Source organism: Pectobacterium atrosepticum, assembly GCF_000740965.1.
GTDB lineage: Bacteria > Pseudomonadota > Gammaproteobacteria > Enterobacterales > Enterobacteriaceae > Pectobacterium > Pectobacterium atrosepticum.
This window is the reverse complement of record NZ_CP009125.1, coordinates 574,112-592,770: the sequence shown is the minus strand read 5'-3', so window position 1 is coordinate 592,770 and position 18,659 is coordinate 574,112. Positions and strand designations below refer to the sequence as shown.

The 18,659-nt window shown below is 49.8% G+C and carries 19 protein-coding genes and 1 tRNA gene; 8 read left to right on the top strand and 12 right to left on the bottom strand.

The features are described from left to right. Nucleotides 1-256: 256 nt before the first annotated feature. The 3 genes from groL to GZ59_RS02620 all read right to left on the bottom strand — a co-directional run bounded on the left by groL (nt 257) and on the right by GZ59_RS02620 (nt 2,952). Nucleotides 257-1,906 carry a chaperonin GroEL gene (gene groL / locus GZ59_RS02630; RefSeq protein ID WP_011092243.1) on the bottom strand — a complete coding sequence of 550 codons (1,650 nt, stop codon included), beginning with the start codon at nt 1,904-1,906 and terminating at the stop codon, nt 257-259. A gap of 45 nt (nt 1,907-1,951) precedes the next feature. Then, nucleotides 1,952-2,245 (bottom strand): co-chaperone GroES, encoded by a 294-nt coding sequence (locus tag GZ59_RS02625; protein WP_011092242.1) that lies wholly within the window; start codon nt 2,243-2,245, stop codon nt 1,952-1,954. Between the two features lie 236 nt (nt 2,246-2,481). After that, the gene (locus GZ59_RS02620) at nt 2,482-2,952 is read right to left on the bottom strand and encodes an FxsA family protein (RefSeq protein WP_011092241.1); all 471 of its coding nucleotides are present in this window, start codon (nt 2,950-2,952) and stop codon (nt 2,482-2,484) included. 495 nt (nt 2,953-3,447) lie between these two features. Between GZ59_RS02620 and aspA the strand changes: the two genes are divergently transcribed. The 5 genes from aspA to GZ59_RS02595 all read left to right on the top strand — a co-directional run bounded on the left by aspA (nt 3,448) and on the right by GZ59_RS02595 (nt 9,121). Next, nucleotides 3,448-4,887 (top strand): aspartate ammonia-lyase, encoded by a 1,440-nt coding sequence (aspA, locus tag GZ59_RS02615; protein ID WP_011092240.1) that lies wholly within the window; start codon nt 3,448-3,450, stop codon nt 4,885-4,887. 121 nt (nt 4,888-5,008) lie between these two features. Then, nucleotides 5,009-6,310 (top strand): anaerobic C4-dicarboxylate transporter, encoded by a 1,302-nt coding sequence (locus GZ59_RS02610; RefSeq protein WP_011092239.1) that lies wholly within the window; start codon nt 5,009-5,011, stop codon nt 6,308-6,310. 151 nt (nt 6,311-6,461) lie between these two features. Next, nucleotides 6,462-6,794, top strand: a complete 333-nt coding sequence (gene cutA / locus GZ59_RS02605) for a divalent cation tolerance protein CutA (RefSeq protein WP_014914061.1) — start codon at nt 6,462-6,464, stop codon at nt 6,792-6,794. Continuing rightward, nucleotides 6,770-8,503 (top strand): protein-disulfide reductase DsbD, encoded by a 1,734-nt coding sequence (locus GZ59_RS02600; RefSeq protein ID WP_011092237.1) that lies wholly within the window; start codon nt 6,770-6,772, stop codon nt 8,501-8,503. Before cutA ends, GZ59_RS02600 begins: the two co-directional genes overlap by 25 nt. Before the next feature lie 42 nt (nt 8,504-8,545). Further along, entirely contained in the window at nt 8,546-9,121 is a 576-nt protein-coding gene (locus GZ59_RS02595) for a transcriptional regulator (protein WP_011092236.1), read from the top strand. Here GZ59_RS02595 and GZ59_RS02590 read toward each other — a convergent pair. Together GZ59_RS02590 and GZ59_RS02585 are read right to left on the bottom strand one after the other, a co-directional pair. Continuing rightward, nucleotides 9,118-9,708 carry a LysE family translocator gene (locus tag GZ59_RS02590; RefSeq protein WP_011092235.1) on the bottom strand — a complete coding sequence of 197 codons (591 nt, stop codon included), beginning with the start codon at nt 9,706-9,708 and terminating at the stop codon, nt 9,118-9,120. The two genes, GZ59_RS02595 and GZ59_RS02590, sit on opposite strands and share 4 nt — an antisense overlap. Nucleotides 9,709-9,743: 35 nt before the next feature. Then, nucleotides 9,744-10,589, bottom strand: coding sequence for an AraC family transcriptional regulator (locus GZ59_RS02585; protein WP_011092234.1), 846 nt, complete (start codon nt 10,587-10,589; stop codon nt 9,744-9,746). Between the two features lie 172 nt (nt 10,590-10,761). Here GZ59_RS02585 and GZ59_RS02580 point away from each other — a divergent pair. Beyond that, nucleotides 10,762-10,837: transfer RNA gene (locus GZ59_RS02580), tRNA-Phe, on the top strand. 249 nt (nt 10,838-11,086) lie between these two features. Here GZ59_RS02580 and GZ59_RS02575 read toward each other — a convergent pair. After that, nucleotides 11,087-12,229, bottom strand: coding sequence for a Fic family protein (locus GZ59_RS02575; protein WP_011092135.1), 1,143 nt, complete (start codon nt 12,227-12,229; stop codon nt 11,087-11,089). A gap of 452 nt (nt 12,230-12,681) precedes the next feature. Continuing rightward, a complete protein-coding gene (locus tag GZ59_RS02570) occupies nt 12,682-12,924 on the bottom strand; it encodes a helix-turn-helix domain-containing protein (protein ID WP_011092133.1) in 243 nt (80 codons plus the stop codon). 101 nt (nt 12,925-13,025) lie between these two features. Between GZ59_RS02570 and GZ59_RS02565 the strand changes: the two genes are divergently transcribed. Together GZ59_RS02565 and ccdA are read left to right on the top strand one after the other, a co-directional pair. Further along, nucleotides 13,026-13,268 (top strand): helix-turn-helix domain-containing protein, encoded by a 243-nt coding sequence (locus tag GZ59_RS02565; RefSeq protein ID WP_011092132.1) that lies wholly within the window; start codon nt 13,026-13,028, stop codon nt 13,266-13,268. Between the two features lie 17 nt (nt 13,269-13,285). Beyond that, on the top strand, nt 13,286-13,504 hold the full coding sequence (gene ccdA, locus GZ59_RS02560) for a type II toxin-antitoxin system antitoxin CcdA (protein ID WP_011092131.1): 219 nt from the start codon (nt 13,286-13,288) through the stop codon (nt 13,502-13,504). Between the two features lie 438 nt (nt 13,505-13,942). On the opposite strand, the gene GZ59_RS02555 is transcribed toward ccdA, so the two are convergent. The 5 genes from GZ59_RS02555 to GZ59_RS02535 are packed head-to-tail and all read right to left on the bottom strand — an operon-like array spanning nt 13,943 to nt 18,650. Next, entirely contained in the window at nt 13,943-14,443 is a 501-nt protein-coding gene (locus GZ59_RS02555; protein WP_011092130.1) for a serine acetyltransferase, read from the bottom strand. A 26-nt stretch (nt 14,444-14,469) separates the two neighbouring features. Next, entirely contained in the window at nt 14,470-15,864 is a 1,395-nt protein-coding gene (locus GZ59_RS02550; protein ID WP_011092129.1) for a DUF4832 domain-containing protein, read from the bottom strand. Nucleotides 15,865-15,902: 38 nt separating this feature from the next. Continuing rightward, the gene (locus GZ59_RS02545) at nt 15,903-16,310 is read right to left on the bottom strand and encodes a hypothetical protein (RefSeq protein WP_011092128.1); all 408 of its coding nucleotides are present in this window, start codon (nt 16,308-16,310) and stop codon (nt 15,903-15,905) included. A 23-nt stretch (nt 16,311-16,333) separates the two neighbouring features. Continuing rightward, nucleotides 16,334-17,437, bottom strand: coding sequence for a glycosyltransferase family 4 protein (locus GZ59_RS02540; protein WP_039289880.1), 1,104 nt, complete (start codon nt 17,435-17,437; stop codon nt 16,334-16,336). Nucleotide 17,438: 1 nt separating this feature from the next. Further along, the gene (locus GZ59_RS02535) at nt 17,439-18,650 is read right to left on the bottom strand and encodes a glycosyltransferase family 4 protein (RefSeq protein ID WP_011092126.1); all 1,212 of its coding nucleotides are present in this window, start codon (nt 18,648-18,650) and stop codon (nt 17,439-17,441) included. Nucleotides 18,651-18,659 lie beyond the last annotated feature (9 nt).

Sequence of the window (18,659 nt, the reverse complement as noted above, 5' to 3'; positions counted from 1 at the left end):
CTCCGAACAGGGTTACTTTGCAAATAAAAGCATTCGTAAATAAAGTAAGCGTCCCTATTGTAGCGCAGAATGCTCGCCTGATAACACGCTATAAACCAATTCATCCCCGATGTGGCAACATTCCAGAAATGCTGACGCATAAAAAAAGCACTACCCAGTACACAACCGGATAGTGCTCTTTGAAGGACAGAAAGACGAGCTTCTGTAACTTGACCCTAGTCACCGGAAAACGGCTTCCGGCAACAATGGGATCACATTACATCATGCCGCCCATTCCACCCATGCCGCCCATGCCACCAGCACCTAAATCAGGCGCATCGCCTTTCGGCAGGTCGGTCACCATACATTCGGTGGTAATCATCAGACCAGCAATAGAAGCTGCATACTGCAAAGCAGAACGCGTTACTTTGGTCGGATCCAGAATACCCATTGCGATCATATCGCCGTATTCTTCGGTATAGGCGTTATAACCGTAGCTGCCTTCGCCCGCTTTAACGGTATTGGCGATCACGGAGGCTTCTTCACCGGCGTTGATTACGATCTGACGCAGCGGAGACTCCATTGCGCGCAGCGCAACTTTGATACCCACGTTTTGGTCTTCGTTATCGCCTTTCAGGCCAGATACACTGATAGAAGCCGCAGCACGAATCAGTGCAACACCACCACCTGCAACAACGCCTTCTTCAACAGCGGCGCGAGTGGCGTGCAGCGCATCTTCAACGCGTGCTTTCTTCTCTTTCATTTCAACTTCAGTCGCGGCGCCAACTTTGATAACGGCTACGCCGCCCGCCAGTTTAGCCACACGCTCTTGCAGTTTTTCTTTGTCGTAGTCAGACGTTGCATCTTCAATCTGCTGGCGAATCTGAGTCACACGACCCTGAATTGCCACTTCATCACCCACGCCATCAATGATGATGGTGGTGTCTTTGTTGATAACAACACGTTTAGCCTGACCCAAATCTTCCAGCGTCGCTTTTTCCAGCTCCAGACCAATCTCTTCAGAGATCACGGTACCCGCAGTCAACGTCGCGATATCTTGCAGCATGGCTTTACGACGGTCACCGAAGCCCGGTGCTTTCACCGCAGCCACTTTCACGATACCGCGCATGGTGTTCACTACCAGTGTCGCCAGCGCTTCACCTTCAACATCTTCTGCAATGATCAGCAGCGGTTTACCCGCTTTCGCTACGGCTTCCAGTACTGGCAGCATTTCACGGATGTTGGAGATTTTTTTGTCGGCAAGCAGAATGAACGGGCTTTCCAGCTCAATAGAACCGGTTTCCGGCTTGTTGATGAAGTACGGAGACAGGTAGCCACGGTCAAACTGCATACCTTCAACCACGTCCAACTCGTCTTGCAGGCCTGTGCCTTCTTCAACGGTGATAACGCCTTCTTTACCCACTTTCTCCATCGCTTCTGCAATCAATTTACCCACGGTTTCGTCGGAGTTTGCAGAGATGGTACCAACCTGTGCGATTGCTTTAAAATCAGAGCAAGGAACAGATTGTTTTTTCAATTCTTCAACAGCAGCAATCACTGCTTTGTCGATGCCGCGCTTCAGATCCATCGGGTTCATGCCCGCAGCAACAGCTTTCAGGCCTTCAGTGATGATGGACTGAGCCAATACGGTTGCGGTCGTGGTGCCGTCGCCTGCTGCGTCATTCGCTTTAGAGGCAACTTCTTTCACCATCTGTGCGCCCATGTTCTCAAACTTGTCTTCCAGTTCGATTTCACGCGCAACAGATACACCGTCTTTAGTAATGGTCGGTGCACCGAAGGATTTATCCAAAACTACGTTACGGCCTTTCGGGCCCAGGGTAACCTTCACTGCATCAGCCAGTACATTCACGCCGCGCAGCATTTTTACGCGAGCGTCATTACCGAATTTTACGTCTTTAGCTGCCATGATGTACTTCCCTTAAATTCGTTCAGTTCAGATGATTACGCGCAATTACGCTTCAACAATTGCCAGAATGTCGCTTTCAGACATGATCAACACTTCTTCGTTATCGATCTTTTCTGCTTTCACGCCATAGCCATCATTGAAAATAACGATGTCGCCCACTTTCACATCCAGCGGCTTCACTTCGCCATTTTCCAGGATACGTCCGTGACCTATGGCCAGAACTTCACCACGGGTAGATTTACCAGCAGCGGAACCAGTCAGTACGATACCGCCAGCAGATTTTGACTCGACTTCTTTGCGCTTGACGATCACGCGGTCATGCAATGGACGAATATTCATTGATAGCTCTCCTTTGAGAAAGTCCATATCGGTTTAGGATAAACACCGACTATGTTTTCATAACGACTATGCTTTCATAATCGGTCTTGTGGTGTTCTAGATGGGGGCGTTTCTTAGCCCTTCAAGGGAAAAAATTCATTTTTTTTGCGTTAGGCGATCGCTTGTCGCTGATATCTGATAATAAATAAGGATTATCAATATGATAATCCTTAGCTGCTTTTCAGATTGTCGCGCCGTTAACGGTCGTCCCGATCGTCTCGGTGTTCAATATTTCCGCGCCCACCGTCCTTGCGCTGGTATTCACCTTCAAAAGTGTTCCCGCCGGAAGGCGGTGCACCGGCACCGGAACGCCAGATGTTCAAGTGAGGCATCAGCTTTAACGTCAGGCTTTTCTGCACAGGCGGCAGTAACAGCAACAGCCCCAGAAAGTCAGTCAGGAAGCCCGGAATCAGGAGCAGGAAGCCCGCCAACACCAGCGAAACGCTTTTTACCATTTCGGCCGCAGGACTTTCACCTGCCGCCATTTTCTGCTGCATCTGCACCAGCGTTTTCATCCCCTGATTGCGCACCAGCGAAACGCCCAGACAGGATGTGAAGACCACCAGCAGCAGCGTCATGGCGACGCCCATCACTTCAGCCACGTGAATAAACAGCGATATCTCGATGTAAGCTAAAAGAAAAATAAGTAATAACGGTAACCAGCGCACCCGGTTCTCCTGTGTTTTTTACGCGTACTGTCGTTAATAAGAACGTGTGTTAATGAAAACGTGTTAAGCCATCGCGATTGAAAATCCAGATACGTATTACTCCTAATGGAGTAGGTAAGGCACGCGTACTGTTCTGCGATCCGGCACATCATGATTTAGTTAAATGGGTGCGCCTTTGCACATTTTCAAGCCGCCACCCCACGATTATTGTTCTAAAATAATGACTCGTGACTACAATCACAGTTCATTTACTGTAACGGTAGAGAACGCCAGTATAGTGATCTAAACACCTGTTTTTCACTGTCGTAACGACATATCCTCACGGCAATGGATATATGGTTGGTCAAACATCCCGATACTATTGCCGAGAGAAGACGGTTTATCCGTAGTCGCGCTATTTTCCGAAGTAAGGCGTTTTCCGAAGTAAGGCCATCCGACAAACCAGCCCACAACGTCTAGTCACATCACTAGTCGTACAACAGGATAGGAATTTTCATGTCAGAAAACATCCGTATTGAAGAAGACCTGTTAGGCACCCGAGAAGTTCCCGCAGACGCGTATTATGGCGTTCATACGCTGCGCGCCGTCGAAAACTTCTATATCAGTAACAATAAAATCAGTGACATTCCCGAGTTCGTACGCGGCATGGTCATGGTGAAGAAAGCCGCCGCGCTGGCGAACAAAGAGCTACAAACTATCCCGAAAAAAATCGCCGACGTCATCATCCGCGCCTGTGATGAAGTTCTGAATAACGGCAAATGCATGGACCAGTTCCCAGTAGATGTGTATCAGGGGGGAGCAGGTACGTCGGTCAACATGAATACCAACGAAGTATTAGCCAATATTGGTCTGGAGCTGATGGGCCACCAGAAAGGCGAATACCAGTATCTGAACCCCAACGATCATCTGAATAAATGCCAATCCACCAATGATGCCTACCCCACCGGATTTCGTATCGCGGTCTACGCGGCCATACTGAAATTGACGGATGCGATAGCGAAGTTGAGCGATGGCTTCGAGCACAAAGCCAAAGAATTTGAAGACGTTCTGAAGATGGGGCGGACCCAGTTGCAGGACGCCGTGCCAATGACGCTCGGTCAGGAATTTCATGCGTTTAACGTGCTGTTGCAAGAGGAAATCAAAAACCTGCTGCGCACGGCGGAACTGCTACTTGAAGTCAATCTGGGGGCCACCGCGATCGGTACACGCCTGAACACACCAGACGGCTACCAGCAACTGGCGGTACAGCGTTTGGCGGAAGTCAGCGGCCTGCCGTGTGTGCCAGCAGAAGACTTGATCGAAGCCACGTCAGACTGTGGTGCCTATGTAATGGTACACAGTTCGCTGAAGCGTCTGGCTGTGAAGCTGTCGAAGATTTGTAATGACCTGCGTTTGCTCTCTTCCGGCCCTCGCGCTGGCCTGAATGAAATCAACCTGCCAGAGTTGCAGGCGGGTTCCTCCATCATGCCTGCCAAAGTTAACCCCGTGGTGCCGGAAGTCGTCAATCAAGTGTGCTTCAAGGTCATCGGTAACGACACCTGCGTCACTATGGCGTCGGAGGCCGGGCAATTACAGTTAAACGTGATGGAGCCGGTTATCGGTCAGGCAATGTTTGAATCAACCCACATTCTGACTAACGCCTGCTACAACCTGCTGGAGAAATGCGTCAGCGGTATCACCGCTAATAAGGGCGTCTGCGAAGCCTATGTTTTCAACTCCATCGGAATTGTGACGTACCTGAACCCGTTCATCGGCCACCACAATGGCGACATTGTCGGCAGAATCTGTGCGGAAACAGGAAAGAGCGTGCGTGAAGTCGTACTGGAGCGCGGTCTGCTGACAGAAGCTGAGCTGGATGACATTTTCTCCATCCAGAACCTGATGCACCCAGCGTACAAAGCCAAACGCTACACTGATGAAAACGAGCTTCCTTAACACCGACATTTAATTTTTTCAGGCACGTCCGTTCATGAGGAACAGCGTGCCTTTATTTTTTGCCGCATACAGCCATAAGAATAAGTTATGAAACTTTTATTATTAATTAAGGAGCATAGTCATGCTTGGTCTTGAGTTATTCATTGTTCTGCTCGCCATCTATTTGGGGGCACGACTAGGAGGCATCGGCATTGGTTTCGCCGGTGGCCTAGGAGTGCTTGTACTTACGTTAGGGTTTCAGATAAAGCCCGGCGTAATCCCTTTTGATGTCATTGAAATTATCATGGCCGTTATCGCCGCCATCGCTGCCATGCAGGTGGCGGGTGGAATGGATTATTTGGTCAGTCTGGCGGAGAAATTGCTGCGTAAACACCCGAAATACGTCACCTTTCTCGCGCCACTGGTCACCTACTTCATGACGATTCTAGCAGGAACCGGGCACACCGCATTTTCCACTCTGCCGGTTATCGCCGAGGTCGCCAAAGAGCAAGGTATTCGCCCTTCTCGCCCACTCTCGATCGCCGTTGTCGCGTCGCAAATCGCCATTACCGCCTCACCAATCTCTGCGGCGGTGGTGTTTGTCGCCGGTATTCTTGAACCGCATGGCGTCAGCTACCTGCTGCTGTTAGGGATCTGTATTCCTACCACGTTGGCAGCGATCATGTTGACGGCGATTGTGACTAACTTCCTAGGCAAAGAGCTGAAAGACGATCCGATTTATCAGGAACGTCTGAAAAAAGGGGAAACCACGCGGCGCAGTAATAGTCAGCATGAGATCAAACCGGGTGCCAAGCTGTCCGTGATGCTGTTTCTGATTGGCATCATCGCGGTCGTTCTGTATGCGACGGCAATCAGCGGCACCGTTGGGTTGATTCAGAACCCGGTTCTGCCACGTAATGAAGCGATCGTAGTCTTCATGCTGACCATCGCCACGCTGATTTGCATCACTTGCAAGATCGATACCTCACGCATCCTCTCTGCCAGCACGTTTAAGTCCGGCATGAGCGCCTGTATCTGCGTAATGGGCGTTGCCTGGCTGGGCGATACCTTTGTTAAAGCGCATATTTCCGATATTCAGGACACCGCAGGCGCACTGCTGCAAAGCTACCCGTGGATGCTGGCCGTCGTGTTGTTCTTCGCCGCCACGCTGCTTTATTCTCAGGCGGCAACGGCGAAGGCGCTGATGCCTGCCGCGCTGCTGCTGGGCGTATCTCCGGTCACGGCGGTGGCTTCTTTTGCTGCCGTTTCTGCCCTGTTCGTTCTGCCTACCTACCCAACCCTGCTGGCGGCGGTGGAGATGGACGACACCGGCTCAACGCGCATCGGCAAGTTTGTGTTTAACCACTCCTTCCTGATTCCCGGCGTGATCGCCATTACGCTGTCGGTGATATTTGGCTTTATCCTCGGCAGCATCCTGATCTAAAGATTGCCCTTCGAGCAGTAACTCGCGGATCGGCCTGACAGGTCGATCCGTATCATTTCCCTTCGAGCTGTTCATTCCCTTCAAACAATAAAGCAAGGTATAGTGTGGCTCTGGTTAGCTGGGATTTTGTTCATCTGACACGGAGGATATGATGTCTGACCGCCCGCTTTGCGATGCTGTCGTCATATTATGTACCGCACCTGACGATGCCTGTGCGCAACGGCTTGCCAACTCGCTGCTGGAAACGCGGCTTGCTGCCTGTGTCACCCTGCTGCCCGGCGCCCGTTCGCTCTATTACTGGGAAGGCAAGCTCGAACAGCAATCAGAAGTACAAATGCTGATAAAAAGCGATACCTCACATCAGCAAGCGCTGCTGACTCATCTGAAACAACAACACCCTTATGATACGCCGGAGCTGCTCGTCCTGCCGGTATCTGGGGGCGATAGCGATTATCTGACATGGCTCAACGCATCTTTACGCTGATTTTCCTGTTATGGACAGCTGTCGGCACACCCCAGGTGGCCGCCTCTTCTTTTGGTCAGAAACTGTTTGGCAACAGCACGACATCACGGTTTCTACCTGTCGATGGTGCTTTCGCCTTTGAGTTTCAGCAGCAAGGAAACCAGCTCAATCTGCGCTGGGACATCCATCCCGATTACTATCTGTACCGCGCGCAAATCAAGATCGAAGGGAACGGCGCTACGCTTGGTAAGGTGGAGTTGCCACAGGGCGAAAGCCATAACGACGAGTTTTTCGGTCAGGTCTTTATTCTACGGGATCGATTGGCGCTAGCGGTTCCGATTGAACAAGCCGAAAGCGGTGCGACCGTCAAAGTGACCTATCAAGGCTGCGCCGATGCGGGTTTCTGCTATCCGCCAGAAACGCGAACCGTTCCTCTCAGCCAAGTGCTTGCTACCGCAAACACGGATTCACCAATCAATACGTTATCAGGCCAGACCGCACCGCCGCAGACTACGCCCATGCCGTTCTCACCGTGGTGGGCGTTACTGATTGGCATCGGCGTCGCCTTTACCCCCTGCGTCCTGCCGATGTATCCGCTGATTGCCAGTCTGGTGCTGGGCAGAAAAGAACAGCTGACGCCGCGCCGCACGCTGCTGCTGTCGATGACTTATGTTCAGGGCATGGCGCTGACCTACACGCTGCTCGGGCTGATTGTCGCTGCCGCGGGATTACGCTTTCAGGCAGCGCTCCAGCATCCATACATTCTGATTGGTCTGTCGGTGATGTTTATCGCATTGGCACTGTCGATGTTTGGCCTCTATACGCTCCAGCTCCCGTCATCGGTACAAACCCGGCTGACTGAGTGGAGCAACCGCCAGCAGGGCGGCTCGGTCACCGGCGTATTCTGCATGGGCGCGCTGGCCGGTCTGATTTGTTCACCCTGCACCACTGCCCCACTCAGCGCCATCCTGCTTTACATCGCGCAGAGCGGTAACATGCTGGCAGGCGGCGGCACGCTTTATCTCTACGCGCTGGGCATGGGCTTACCGCTGATTCTGGTCACGCTGTTTGGCAATAAACTGCTACCGCGTAGCGGCCCGTGGATGCAGTACGTTAAAGAAGCCTTTGGCTTCATCATTCTGGCGCTGCCTGTCTTCCTACTCGAACGCATTCTCGGTGAGGCTTGGGGAATACGCCTGTGGAGCGCATTGGGCATCGCCTTCTTCGGCTGGGCGCTCATGCTGACGCTGAGCAGCAAAAAAGGCTGGATGCGTGGCGTGCAGTTGCTGTTACTGGCAGGCGTGGTGATCAGCGCCAAACCGCTGCAAGACTGGGTATTCCCCCCAACTGGCACGGCGCAGACCCACACCTCGGCACTGAACTTCGCTCCAGTCGCTAATATTGCCGATCTCAACAGCGCGCTGGCAAAGAGCCCTCAGCCTGTTATGCTCGACCTTTACGCAGACTGGTGCGTGGCCTGCAAAGAGTTTGAGAAATACACATTCAGCGACCCAGCGGTGCAAAACCATCTGTCACGCATAACACTGCTACAGGCAGACGTTACCGCTAACCGCGAAGAACAGAACGCACTGCTGAAAAAGCTACAGGTTTTAGGGTTGCCGACCATCGTGTTTTTTGACACTCAGGGGAAAGAGATCCCCGGCTCGCGCGTCACCGGCTTTATGAACGCTGAACAATTTCAGGCACATTTGCAGAAGTTCAGCCCATAAACGACACTTTCTATCTGATTTTGCGCTTCTGGAGGAGACATAATGCAACGGGAAGATGTTCTTGAACATGCGCTTACTCTGCTGGAGCAGCACGGATTCGCCATGACGACGCTGGATATGCTGGCGGAGAAACTGGGGGTTCCTGTCGAGGAACTGACACCGTTCTGGCCGGATCGGGAGGCGCTGCTGTACGACGGCCTGCGTCACCACAGCCAACAGGTCGATACTTGGCGGCGTCAGTTGCTACTGGACGATGAGAAAAGTATCGAACAAAAGCTGCTGGCACGCTATCAGGTGCTGCATGAGTCTGTGAACAAACAGCGTTATCCGGGTTGCTTGTTTATCGCAGCGTGCAGCTTCTTCCCTGATATCAATCACCCTATCCACCAGATCGCGGAACAACAGAAGCTGGCTTCCTACAGCTACACCCGCGATTTGCTGGAAGAGCTAGAAACCGACGATCCCGAGATGGTCGCACAACAGATGGAACTGATTCTGGAAGGCTGCCTGAGCAACCTGCTTGTCAAGCATCAGGCCGCCAGCATCGCCACCGCACAACGGCTAGCAGAGGATGTATTACGCTTCGCGTTGTGCCGCAAGGGTGGGGCGTTGACCTAAGCGAGCATTCCTCCCCAAGCGGAAACGAACAGACACAGCGCCATCAGGCGCTGAAATCGCACCATCGCAACGCTGGTGCGAAACACCCTGTTCACAGCCTTCCCCAGCCATGCCCAGCACACCAAACATGCAATCGAGATAATAAAAAACCACAGAGCCATTATCGATACATCCCGCAATACCTGCTCACCCGCAGGGGCGAACAGGCTGACGACGGCCAATGCCATCATCCACGTTTTCGGGTTAATTACCTGTAACAACGCCGCTGCGCGAGCCGTAAAACGGTTATGCGATTCGCCAGAGAGATTAACCGCTGGCGCCCTGAATAACTGCCAGCTCATCCAGCTTAGCCACAACACTCCTGCCCAGCCCATCACCTGACGTACGACCGGATACTGACGCAGCATCTCCCCCGCACCGGCACCCGAAATCAACACGATAGCGCTTGCTGCCATACAGGCACCGACTACAGCGGGTAGCGTGTTTCTCACGCCATAGCGCTGGCTGTTGGTCAGAATCAGGATATTAGTTGGCCCCGGTGTTATCGAGGCGACAAACGCAAACAGCAAAAACGGCATTAAATTCACAGGGCACTCCTTTTTTAAGAGCCCTGACTGTGCCGCTATCTTCTGGAAACGTCTGGAAGGTTTGTGCATAACCGACGGTAATGGGCAGGCGAGATCCGGTATGCCCGCTGAAACCAGCGACCAAGATGGCTTTGATCGGAGAAACCCAAGGCCGCAGCCACGTCGGCAGGCTGATCGCCGTACGCCAGTAATTGCCGAGCTTTCGCCAAACGAAGCTGGATAAACCAGGCGTGCGGAGCCAGATGAAATTCACGTTTAAAGCAACGTGTCAGCGTGAAGCGATCGGTGCCTGTCTCCCGAGCGAGGTCAGACAGGCCGATGTTTTCGCCCATGTGAGCATAAAGATAATCGCGTGCGCGATGGGCTACCGCAGTACTTTGCAGTTGCGATGGTAACCTTTTTCGCCAGTGACAATGCGCGGTAATCTGCGAGAGCAGCTTATCCATGGAGCTCTGCTGCACGATTTTCATTTCATCGTTGTGAAGCGTGGTGAACGAGTCGCTAATCGAACGAACCAGTTGTGGCTCGCGCGTTAGTGTTTGCGCAAAATGGAGCGAGTAACTTCCGGGAGTGGATTCATACAAGCCGTGCAGCGCATTGGTCAGCCACTGCTCGTCGAGGTAAAATGTCAGATAGGTAAACCCGCCATCTACCGGCGCATCGCCGTCGTGGATTTCACCCGGTTCCAGCAAAAATGCGTCACCTGGGCGACTACGATGCCGCTCACGGCGGCAGTGAAACTGCTGCGTGCCGGAAAGGGTCAACCCCACGAGGTAGCTGTCGTGCCAATGTGGATCGTAGGCGTGCCCCTCAAAGTGCGCCTTGATCGTTTCAATTCCCGTATCTGCATGCTGACGTAGCTCAAGCCAGTCGTTCGCCATATTGCTCCCCCTCTTTTCACTATCAGCATTACCACTTCATACGCATCTATCTGGAAGATTTGTGCAAAATCGACGTCCCGCTATCAGATTGCCGTAAAGTTAAGCAGTTGAACAGCTTTTCCCTAATATGGAGTTGACGATCATGCGGGATTAAGGTTTAATGCGCCCCGTTGCCCGGATAGCTCAGTCGGTAGAGCAGAGGATTGAAAATCCTCGTGTCCTTGGTTCGATTCCGAGTCCGGGCACCACTAATTCTTAACCCTCGCCTTTGGCGGGGGTTTTTCGTTTCTGGCGTGTGGACTCTTCATCGAACACCGTTCGATTATTCGCCGCAAGCGACTCACCCTTTCAGGGCCAGCGCGACAAGCGCGCTGTTCAACGCCTCCGGCGTTTGTCCGAGTCCGGGCACCACTAATTTAAAGAAACCAGCCTAACGGCTGGTTTTTTGCTTTTCGGATTATGGGATGTCCATCGAACGACAAATGAGTAAGAACACATCACAAATCAGGAATAAACCCTTCTTCACGCAGTACCTTAATCACCCCACGAATCAGATATGAGTTAGAAAACTTCGCCGTATAGGAACGAGCTCCTTCTTCCACTGGTTGGAGCAGTCCCCGGTCAATCAATTTACCGAGCTGATAAGTCACCTGCGCTGGTTTCATGTCAGGTAAAGCTGTGCGTAGATCACCCGCTTTTATTGTCCCTAGCTCGACAGCGCGTTTCAGAACTTTAGATTCCAACGGGTTTATTAGCCCTCTTTCAGATGAAAAGTCGATCGCCGGATACAGTATTTTCGTACTCAAAAAAGCATGGTTTGTCAGTTGATCGACTTTCTTCAACTCAGATGAAATTCCCGAAAGTACATATAAACACCATTCTTCTAAGCCCCGCTCTGTTCCCTTATCCGCTAACGAAAGCATGGAGTAATAACGCTCACGATCATTACAGAATACCGCTGTCGGATTAAGAACACGGCCACCTGCCTGCACATTAAAACCATACTTGATCAATAACGCATAGGTCAGCAGTCTGACCGTTCTGCCATTACCGTTGCCAAATGGATGTATCCAGCCAAAACGGTGATGCACCAGTGCAATCTTCATCAGATCATATTTTGGTTTATCAGCACGGTTAATAAAGGCGGTCAGTTCTGACATATAGTCAGGAACGTGGATGTGATCCGGCGGTAAATGGTCAGATTGAGCGATGCTGACGTTATGTTGCCGATAGGCACCGGGCGTTTTATCACCTTCCTGTTGCAATCCGACAACCGCCAGACTATGTAGCTCGCGGATAAAATATTCCGTTATCTCATCACCATTATTTAGATACTCGTCGATGAATTCCATCGCAGCTTCAATATTGTTGATTTCTTTGAGCTGATCCGTTGAACTCTGTGTTCCTTCAACTTTGCTTTCAACATAGTCGGCAAGCGTCGTGTGGTTTCCTTCAATCCTTGCGGAGCCAAGGCTCTCCAGCATGTGGAAAATGGCTTTCAACTGCGCAAACAGGATAGGGTGAACATCAGTTTCCAGCCGCAGGTGCCGGAGTAACTCCAGTTCCGTCAGCGCATCGACCAAAGGGGAGTCAAAGCTGGGGTTCAGAAGCAAAAGTTCAAAGTGATTAAATTGAGCCATGATATGTAGTTATCTCAAATGGAGCATGACGACATCTCAAAAGTATAGAGAAAATACCAATATAATCCATAAATTACAGATAACACCATTTTTTACTATCTCAAAAGTCACAAATCCAACATATCAAATCTACGTTTAAAAGATCTTCAATGCAGAGAGAAATAGACCATTGCCTGCATGGGAGATGAAACCACGTTTTTAGCGCCGTTAACCGCAAAACACCAATTCATCGTGACAACCATAACAAAAAAAAAGAAATTTTTTATGGGGGCTTTATAGGGGGCTCTTTTTGCGAGAAATACCAATAAAAACGTTGGTAAACAGCAGGTTATTTTATGACATGATCCCGAGTCCGGGCACCACTAATTTAAAGAAACCAGCCTAACGGCTGGTTTTTTGCTTTTGGGGATTATGATTTTCTATCGAAGCACGTTCGATTCTCTACGGGAGTGCTATTCCGCCTCCCCTTCCCCATGATTCGGGGTCATACCCTGATAGCGCGACGGCCAGATCTCTTCCGGCAGCTTTCCCAATGCACTGGCAATTAACCTCTCCCCTTTCGGCCAATGTCTTGTCAATGCGTTAGCGAGTGTTGAAGACGCTAATCCAGACGCCCTTGATACCGCTGCCAGTGTTGTGCCCTTCTTCCTTAAGCCAGCAATAACATCTGCCGGATACCAATCTTGCTTATCCATTTATCTACCTCTCCCTGTGATGAATTAATCCAAATTATCCCGTTTTTGGATAAATCAGTGAGCGACTGATATTTGATCCCAAATTTTATGGGGTTGAATCGATGACTTCTGTTTACTCTGATGAATATCAAATCGTTATCAAGGCATTACGTGAAGCACGTATTGCCAAAGGGATCACACAGGGAAGCCTAGCGCTAGATCGTCCTCAATCGTTTATCGCCAAGGTTGAAAACGGAGAAAGAAGGTTAGACATCGTAGAGTTTATCCATATCGCCCACTTACTTTCTCTAGACCCCGCCAGCATTATTGCTAAGATCCCTACAAAATATAACGCTCTTGGGTAATGAAGAGGAACACTGCAATGAAACACCAAATTAGCATTGCCGTGGACAAAGACGATTATCAGGTTCTGAGTGCTGCCGGAGTCAATATTTCTGATTTGGTGAATGATGCTATTGGCAGAAAAGCCCGCCGTATAAAGGCTGAGGAATGGAAGAAGGAAAACCGTGAAAGGATGGAAGACATCGCCAGATTTATCGCAAAGAATGTTTTTTTTGCTGATGAAAACAGAAACGGGTGATCGTGTAATTTATTGTTGATCTGTAATACGCCAGCACATTGACATCATAGTAGCTAGACTCCACGCCACAATAGAATGAGGATAATGCATGTTTGACCTAGATAAGCTCTGGAGCAGATATCATTTTTTCTGTTCCCACCATGCGAGTGTTTGCATGGTTTTGTCGCGTTCGGCGGGTTTGATACGTAAATTTAATGTCACATGTTTAGCAGAAACGTCTTTTGCTGTCGGCATAATGTTATCCCCCTCGGTTCCCTCTGAAGAGTAATTATACCGTTCGCATAAAGCTTATCTCATTACGATTTACAGATAGCATGGGAATCGAACCGAAGGAACGAACTGGCCGTTTTTTCGCGAGTGTGGCTCCATCATTTTAGTAGACAGCAAGAATGGCAACCCGCTGTCACATTACATTCGCACAGAAATGAGCATACACACTCAATTCAATTCCCTGATTCCATACCCCACGACCACTTTTCCGGCTGCAAGGCTTTTTGTTACCACGGTTCCAGCGCCGACTTTTACGTTATCACCTAATGTAATGTCGCCTAGCAGAATGGCATTGGCGCCAAGCTCCACCTGATTGCCCAGCACCGGGCTTTTGGTGACATGACCTTCATGGTTTATCACGCTACCAATGGTGACCCCCTGCCGTAATGTACAGTTCGCCCCGATGATTACATCGTAATTCACCACAATACAGTGCGGATGATATATTTTCAGCCCAAAACCGATTTGAGTTCTGTGCGGAATTTCCACACAGAACAGCCACTCATTAATCACTTTATTCAGGACAACAAAAGGAACGCTGATCATTTTCAGCAGCACATTTGGTGACTGGTAAATGGTTGAAAGGCGAAATAGCAGTATTACCAGTTTAGCTTTAATACTGCCCGCCGCTTTTATTTCACACCATACATGTCCGATATTTTTCAGCATATGAATATCTATTCTTAATTCCGTGCTCAGCGCACCGTTACCGTGGAAATTCGATACCAACCGTCGGCCTGCTTGCCCTCGTTGGCGAGATTAATTCGCGATACTCCCTTTGCATCCAGCATCGCCATTTCAATATGATACTGCCCGGCTGGCAGCGCTTCCGGCATCGTCAATTGGTAGGCGGAGGTATGCGGCCCCGGCAACCAGGTGCGGATGTCATAAGGCGTTTTTCCCATACTCATTACGGTGTTGGCATCATTCACCACCCGATAGGCCACATCATATTTCAGATAAATGGGCGCTACGCCGTCGTTAAACCACTGCTGGTTTAACGTCAGGCTCTGCCCTTGTGCCAGTTCAGACTCATGAGTTAGAGAGGCCAGGCGGAAACGATAGCCGAGTTTGGTCAGCGCGTTATCCACAATGTCCCGATATTCCGTCGGCACGCTGCGCGATTTCAGATTAATGGTGCTGGCGTGCTGTGCCAGCGCCCAGTCAAAGGTCGCCTGCACTTGCGCACGAGTATAGTGCTGCACGCTCTGCCACTCCGACATATAACCACAGATTTCCAGGCTCACCGGCGCGCGTTGCCACGCAGAGCTAAAATTTGGATAAAGAGCCTCCGCGTTTTGCAGTCGCTGCGGATAATCACCTTGCATGTGGCTCCATGTGGTCGAAAAATTATGCCAGTCTCCCCAGCAGTCCGCGCGCCATCCAGCACCTTGCTTCACTGCGCTGACCAAAGCATCGCCGCCGCTAATGAGCATAATTTTTGGGCTGTTGGGAAACGCGGCAAAATACATTTTCACGTACTTATCCAACTGGGCTGATGTGTAGCGTTCAAGCAGCGGCTTAATGGTTGGGAAATTGGTGTTGTGCCATTCACCCCATGACCCTACCAACCCAATATCGATATACGCCAAATTCGAATTACCGTCATAGCGCTGCCCAAAAGCATTAAGCAAACGCTGGCTGTATTCGATAAACACCAGGTCGTCCAGATCCGGCACAAAGGTTTTTTTGTCCGGCGTCCACTCGCCCTTGATGCCTTTTTGGATGAGCCAGTCAGGAATCTTCGAACCACTGGCTGGCTCATCAAGCGTCATAAAGCGCAACCCCACGTTCATCGGCGGTTGATGCTGGCTAGCCAGTTCGAAAATAGCGTCCACGGCTTGAAAATTATATTGGCCTTCTACCGGTTCCAGTTCACTCCAGTAAAAGCGGTCATATTCAATGCCAGTATCCGGATAATTCGCCAGTGACAACGTTGTGCCATTACCCTTGTTAAAGCTGGCAACGCCATTGCCCGGGTTCGTTAGCGGGCCAGTTAGTCCTCTGGGGGTGACGGTCGTCATCGCGCCCTCGGCCACACCCAATACAGAAAATAGCAAACCTCCTACGGCGATAATTTTAAAATTCACTTATGACTCCTTATTTCCACATCAGTAGAAACCGGGGGTCAGTGATCCTTCAGGCTGAGCCACCAATCCCAAATTCCTAAGTGGAAATGTGGGAAAATATCAATACCCAAGGCAGACTTAATCATGTATAGCGTCAATAGCGCCGCAAGCGTGCAGAACAAGCCGGTAAACAGGATCAACGCGGTCAGCAGTATGCGAAATAGCGTTGACTCTTTACGTGGACGCTTGCGGTGATCCAGACCGAACAAAAAAACGAAGTAATAGCGCCTGTTCAAAAAAGGGAAACTCTTACGTACGTCGACCCAATGCATTGAAGATGCCGTAATCGACAGCACCGCCTGCTCAACGGCCAGCCGCTGTTCCGAGGTAAGTTCTGTATCGGTTTTTCCATCAAGGGCTTCATAGAAGCGCTCAATGACTAACGGGCGTTTATTCGACTCGATCACTATTAACCTATTGATTTATTTACTCATTTACTTAGTTCGGTGTAAACGGCCATCGTTTGTTGCGCGATTTGTTGCCAATTATACCTTTGTAAATATTCAGAGTAATCAACAGATAACGATTTAGAGCGCAATGTGATTTTTTCGGATAAATCCGCCACGTCTCCTACATTGAAATAAGTTTCTGGCGCTAATTTCACCTCCAGATTGGCTGGAATATTGCTGACCACGACAGGCAATGAGAATGACATGGCCTCCAGCAACGCAATGGGTAACCCTTCATGATATGAAGACATCACAAAGAGTTTAGCCTGTGAAAAAACAGTTTGTAGTTCCTGGCCGATTAAAAATCCGGTCAGGATCACATTCGGGGTTTCATGGGCTAACTGTTTTAATCGCATGCTATACGCGGTGGGGTGATCGGCATCACCAACCAAGACCAGTGGCATCTTGACGCCCGATTGCCGATAGGCCGCGATAAGATCATGCAGGCCTTTTTCTTCCACGAAGCGGCCAACCGCAACCAAATAGTTTTGTGGCTGAAGAGAAAAACGCACCAATGTTTGATTGATAACGTCCGCAGTGAGTCGCTGGGATAGATTCACACCGTTATAGATAAGATGGGCATCGTCGCGGCCATATTTCTGCTTGATCATATTATTAATAACTTCGGAGATCACAATCACTTCATTGGCATATTTCACTGCAACCTTTTCACCCAGCAATAAAACTTTCTTTGCCAGGAACCCCCATTTCTGGCGTTCATAGTCCGGGCCATGATGAGTAAAAACCACTTTTTTACCCAGCAAACGCAAAAGCGGCACCACCAGACCGGGACCAATAGCGTGAACATGCACTACCGTAGACTGATCAAAACCGGTGATAAATGTCGCCAGCACCGAATGAACGACAGCCTCTAATGAACGTTTTTTCGGCGCAAATAAAGCGCGAGCCATCACGCCTCGATATTGTGATTTTTTATAATTGACATAAGGTGAACGTGCGAGAACGCAAATATCCACGTCGAATTGCTGTTTAATAGTCGGATATAAATTTTGGCAATGTGTTTCCACACCACCCAACACGTTTGGAATACCACGTGTCCCCAGAACGGTAATTTTCGTAGTCATATTACTTTTCGATTAATATTTCCTGATAAAGCGCCAATAGAGATTCTGTGTGTTTACGTAATGAATATTTTTCGCGAAGACGTTGACGCGCATTTAACCCCATTTCTCTGGCTTTTTGCGGATTCAACGCCAAGTCATCCAGCACATCAACTAATGCCTGCACATTACCGGGTTCGAATAAAATGCCGTCTACCTTATCGCGAATTTGTTCAGGTATACCGCCAATACGCCCGCCTACCACCGGTTTAGCGAATGCCATCGACTCCAGTACCGACATTGAACAGTTTTCATAGTATTCGGAAGGAACCACCACCGCGCGTGCGTATTTAATCAGCCGGTTAAGTTCTTCGCCCTGCTGTTTATAGCCCAGAAATTCCGCATGCGGAAATTGCGCGACCAAATCGTTATACAGCGGCCCGCTGCCCGCAATTTTTAACGGAATTTTATTCCGCATTTGCTGATGTGCCCTGGCAAGCGTAGCAACGCCTTTCTCCCGACTCAGGCGGCCAATAAACAGCAAATAACCGTCGTCTTTAACATCCTCCGCCGGTAGGCTGTCATTAATGCCGTTCACAATCACGTCAATACGAACATTCGGCAGCTTACGCATTAATTGGTTACGCAGAAATTCGCTGGGCGAAACGATCACATCCAGCGCCTGATAGTTTTTGGCAATATTCTGCCAAGCGCCTTCTAACGAAAGCAGCAGACTTTTCGATGCAGAACCTTGCTGGCATCGATATTTAAAAGCGTTAAATACCGAACCGGTTAAACAGGCGTCACAGACTTTGCCATCGCGCAGCATGGTGTACGAAGGGCAGATAATCTTGTAGTCATGAGCTGTTAACACGGTTTTACACCCAAACTGACGGGCAATTTTAATCAACGATGGCGTGAGCTGGTGATAGATATTGTGAAAATGAACAATATCCGGTTTTTCTTTACGTAATAACGCCAGCAATTTCTTACATGCCTCAGCATTATGAATAAAGTTAACCGCGGTTTTAATTGCCCCAATCGCGCTGCTGTTTTGATGATAATTCACATTACCGACAAAATAGGGCGCGTAGTCTGACGGGAAGTTATTTTCATGCTGCATAGAGAAAGCGATAACGTCAACGCCAGCCTTTTTCAGCATATCAATCTCTTGAAAATAAACCGTTTCAGCGCCGCCCTTGATATAGAAAAATTTATTGACCAATAAGACTTTCATCATACCTGC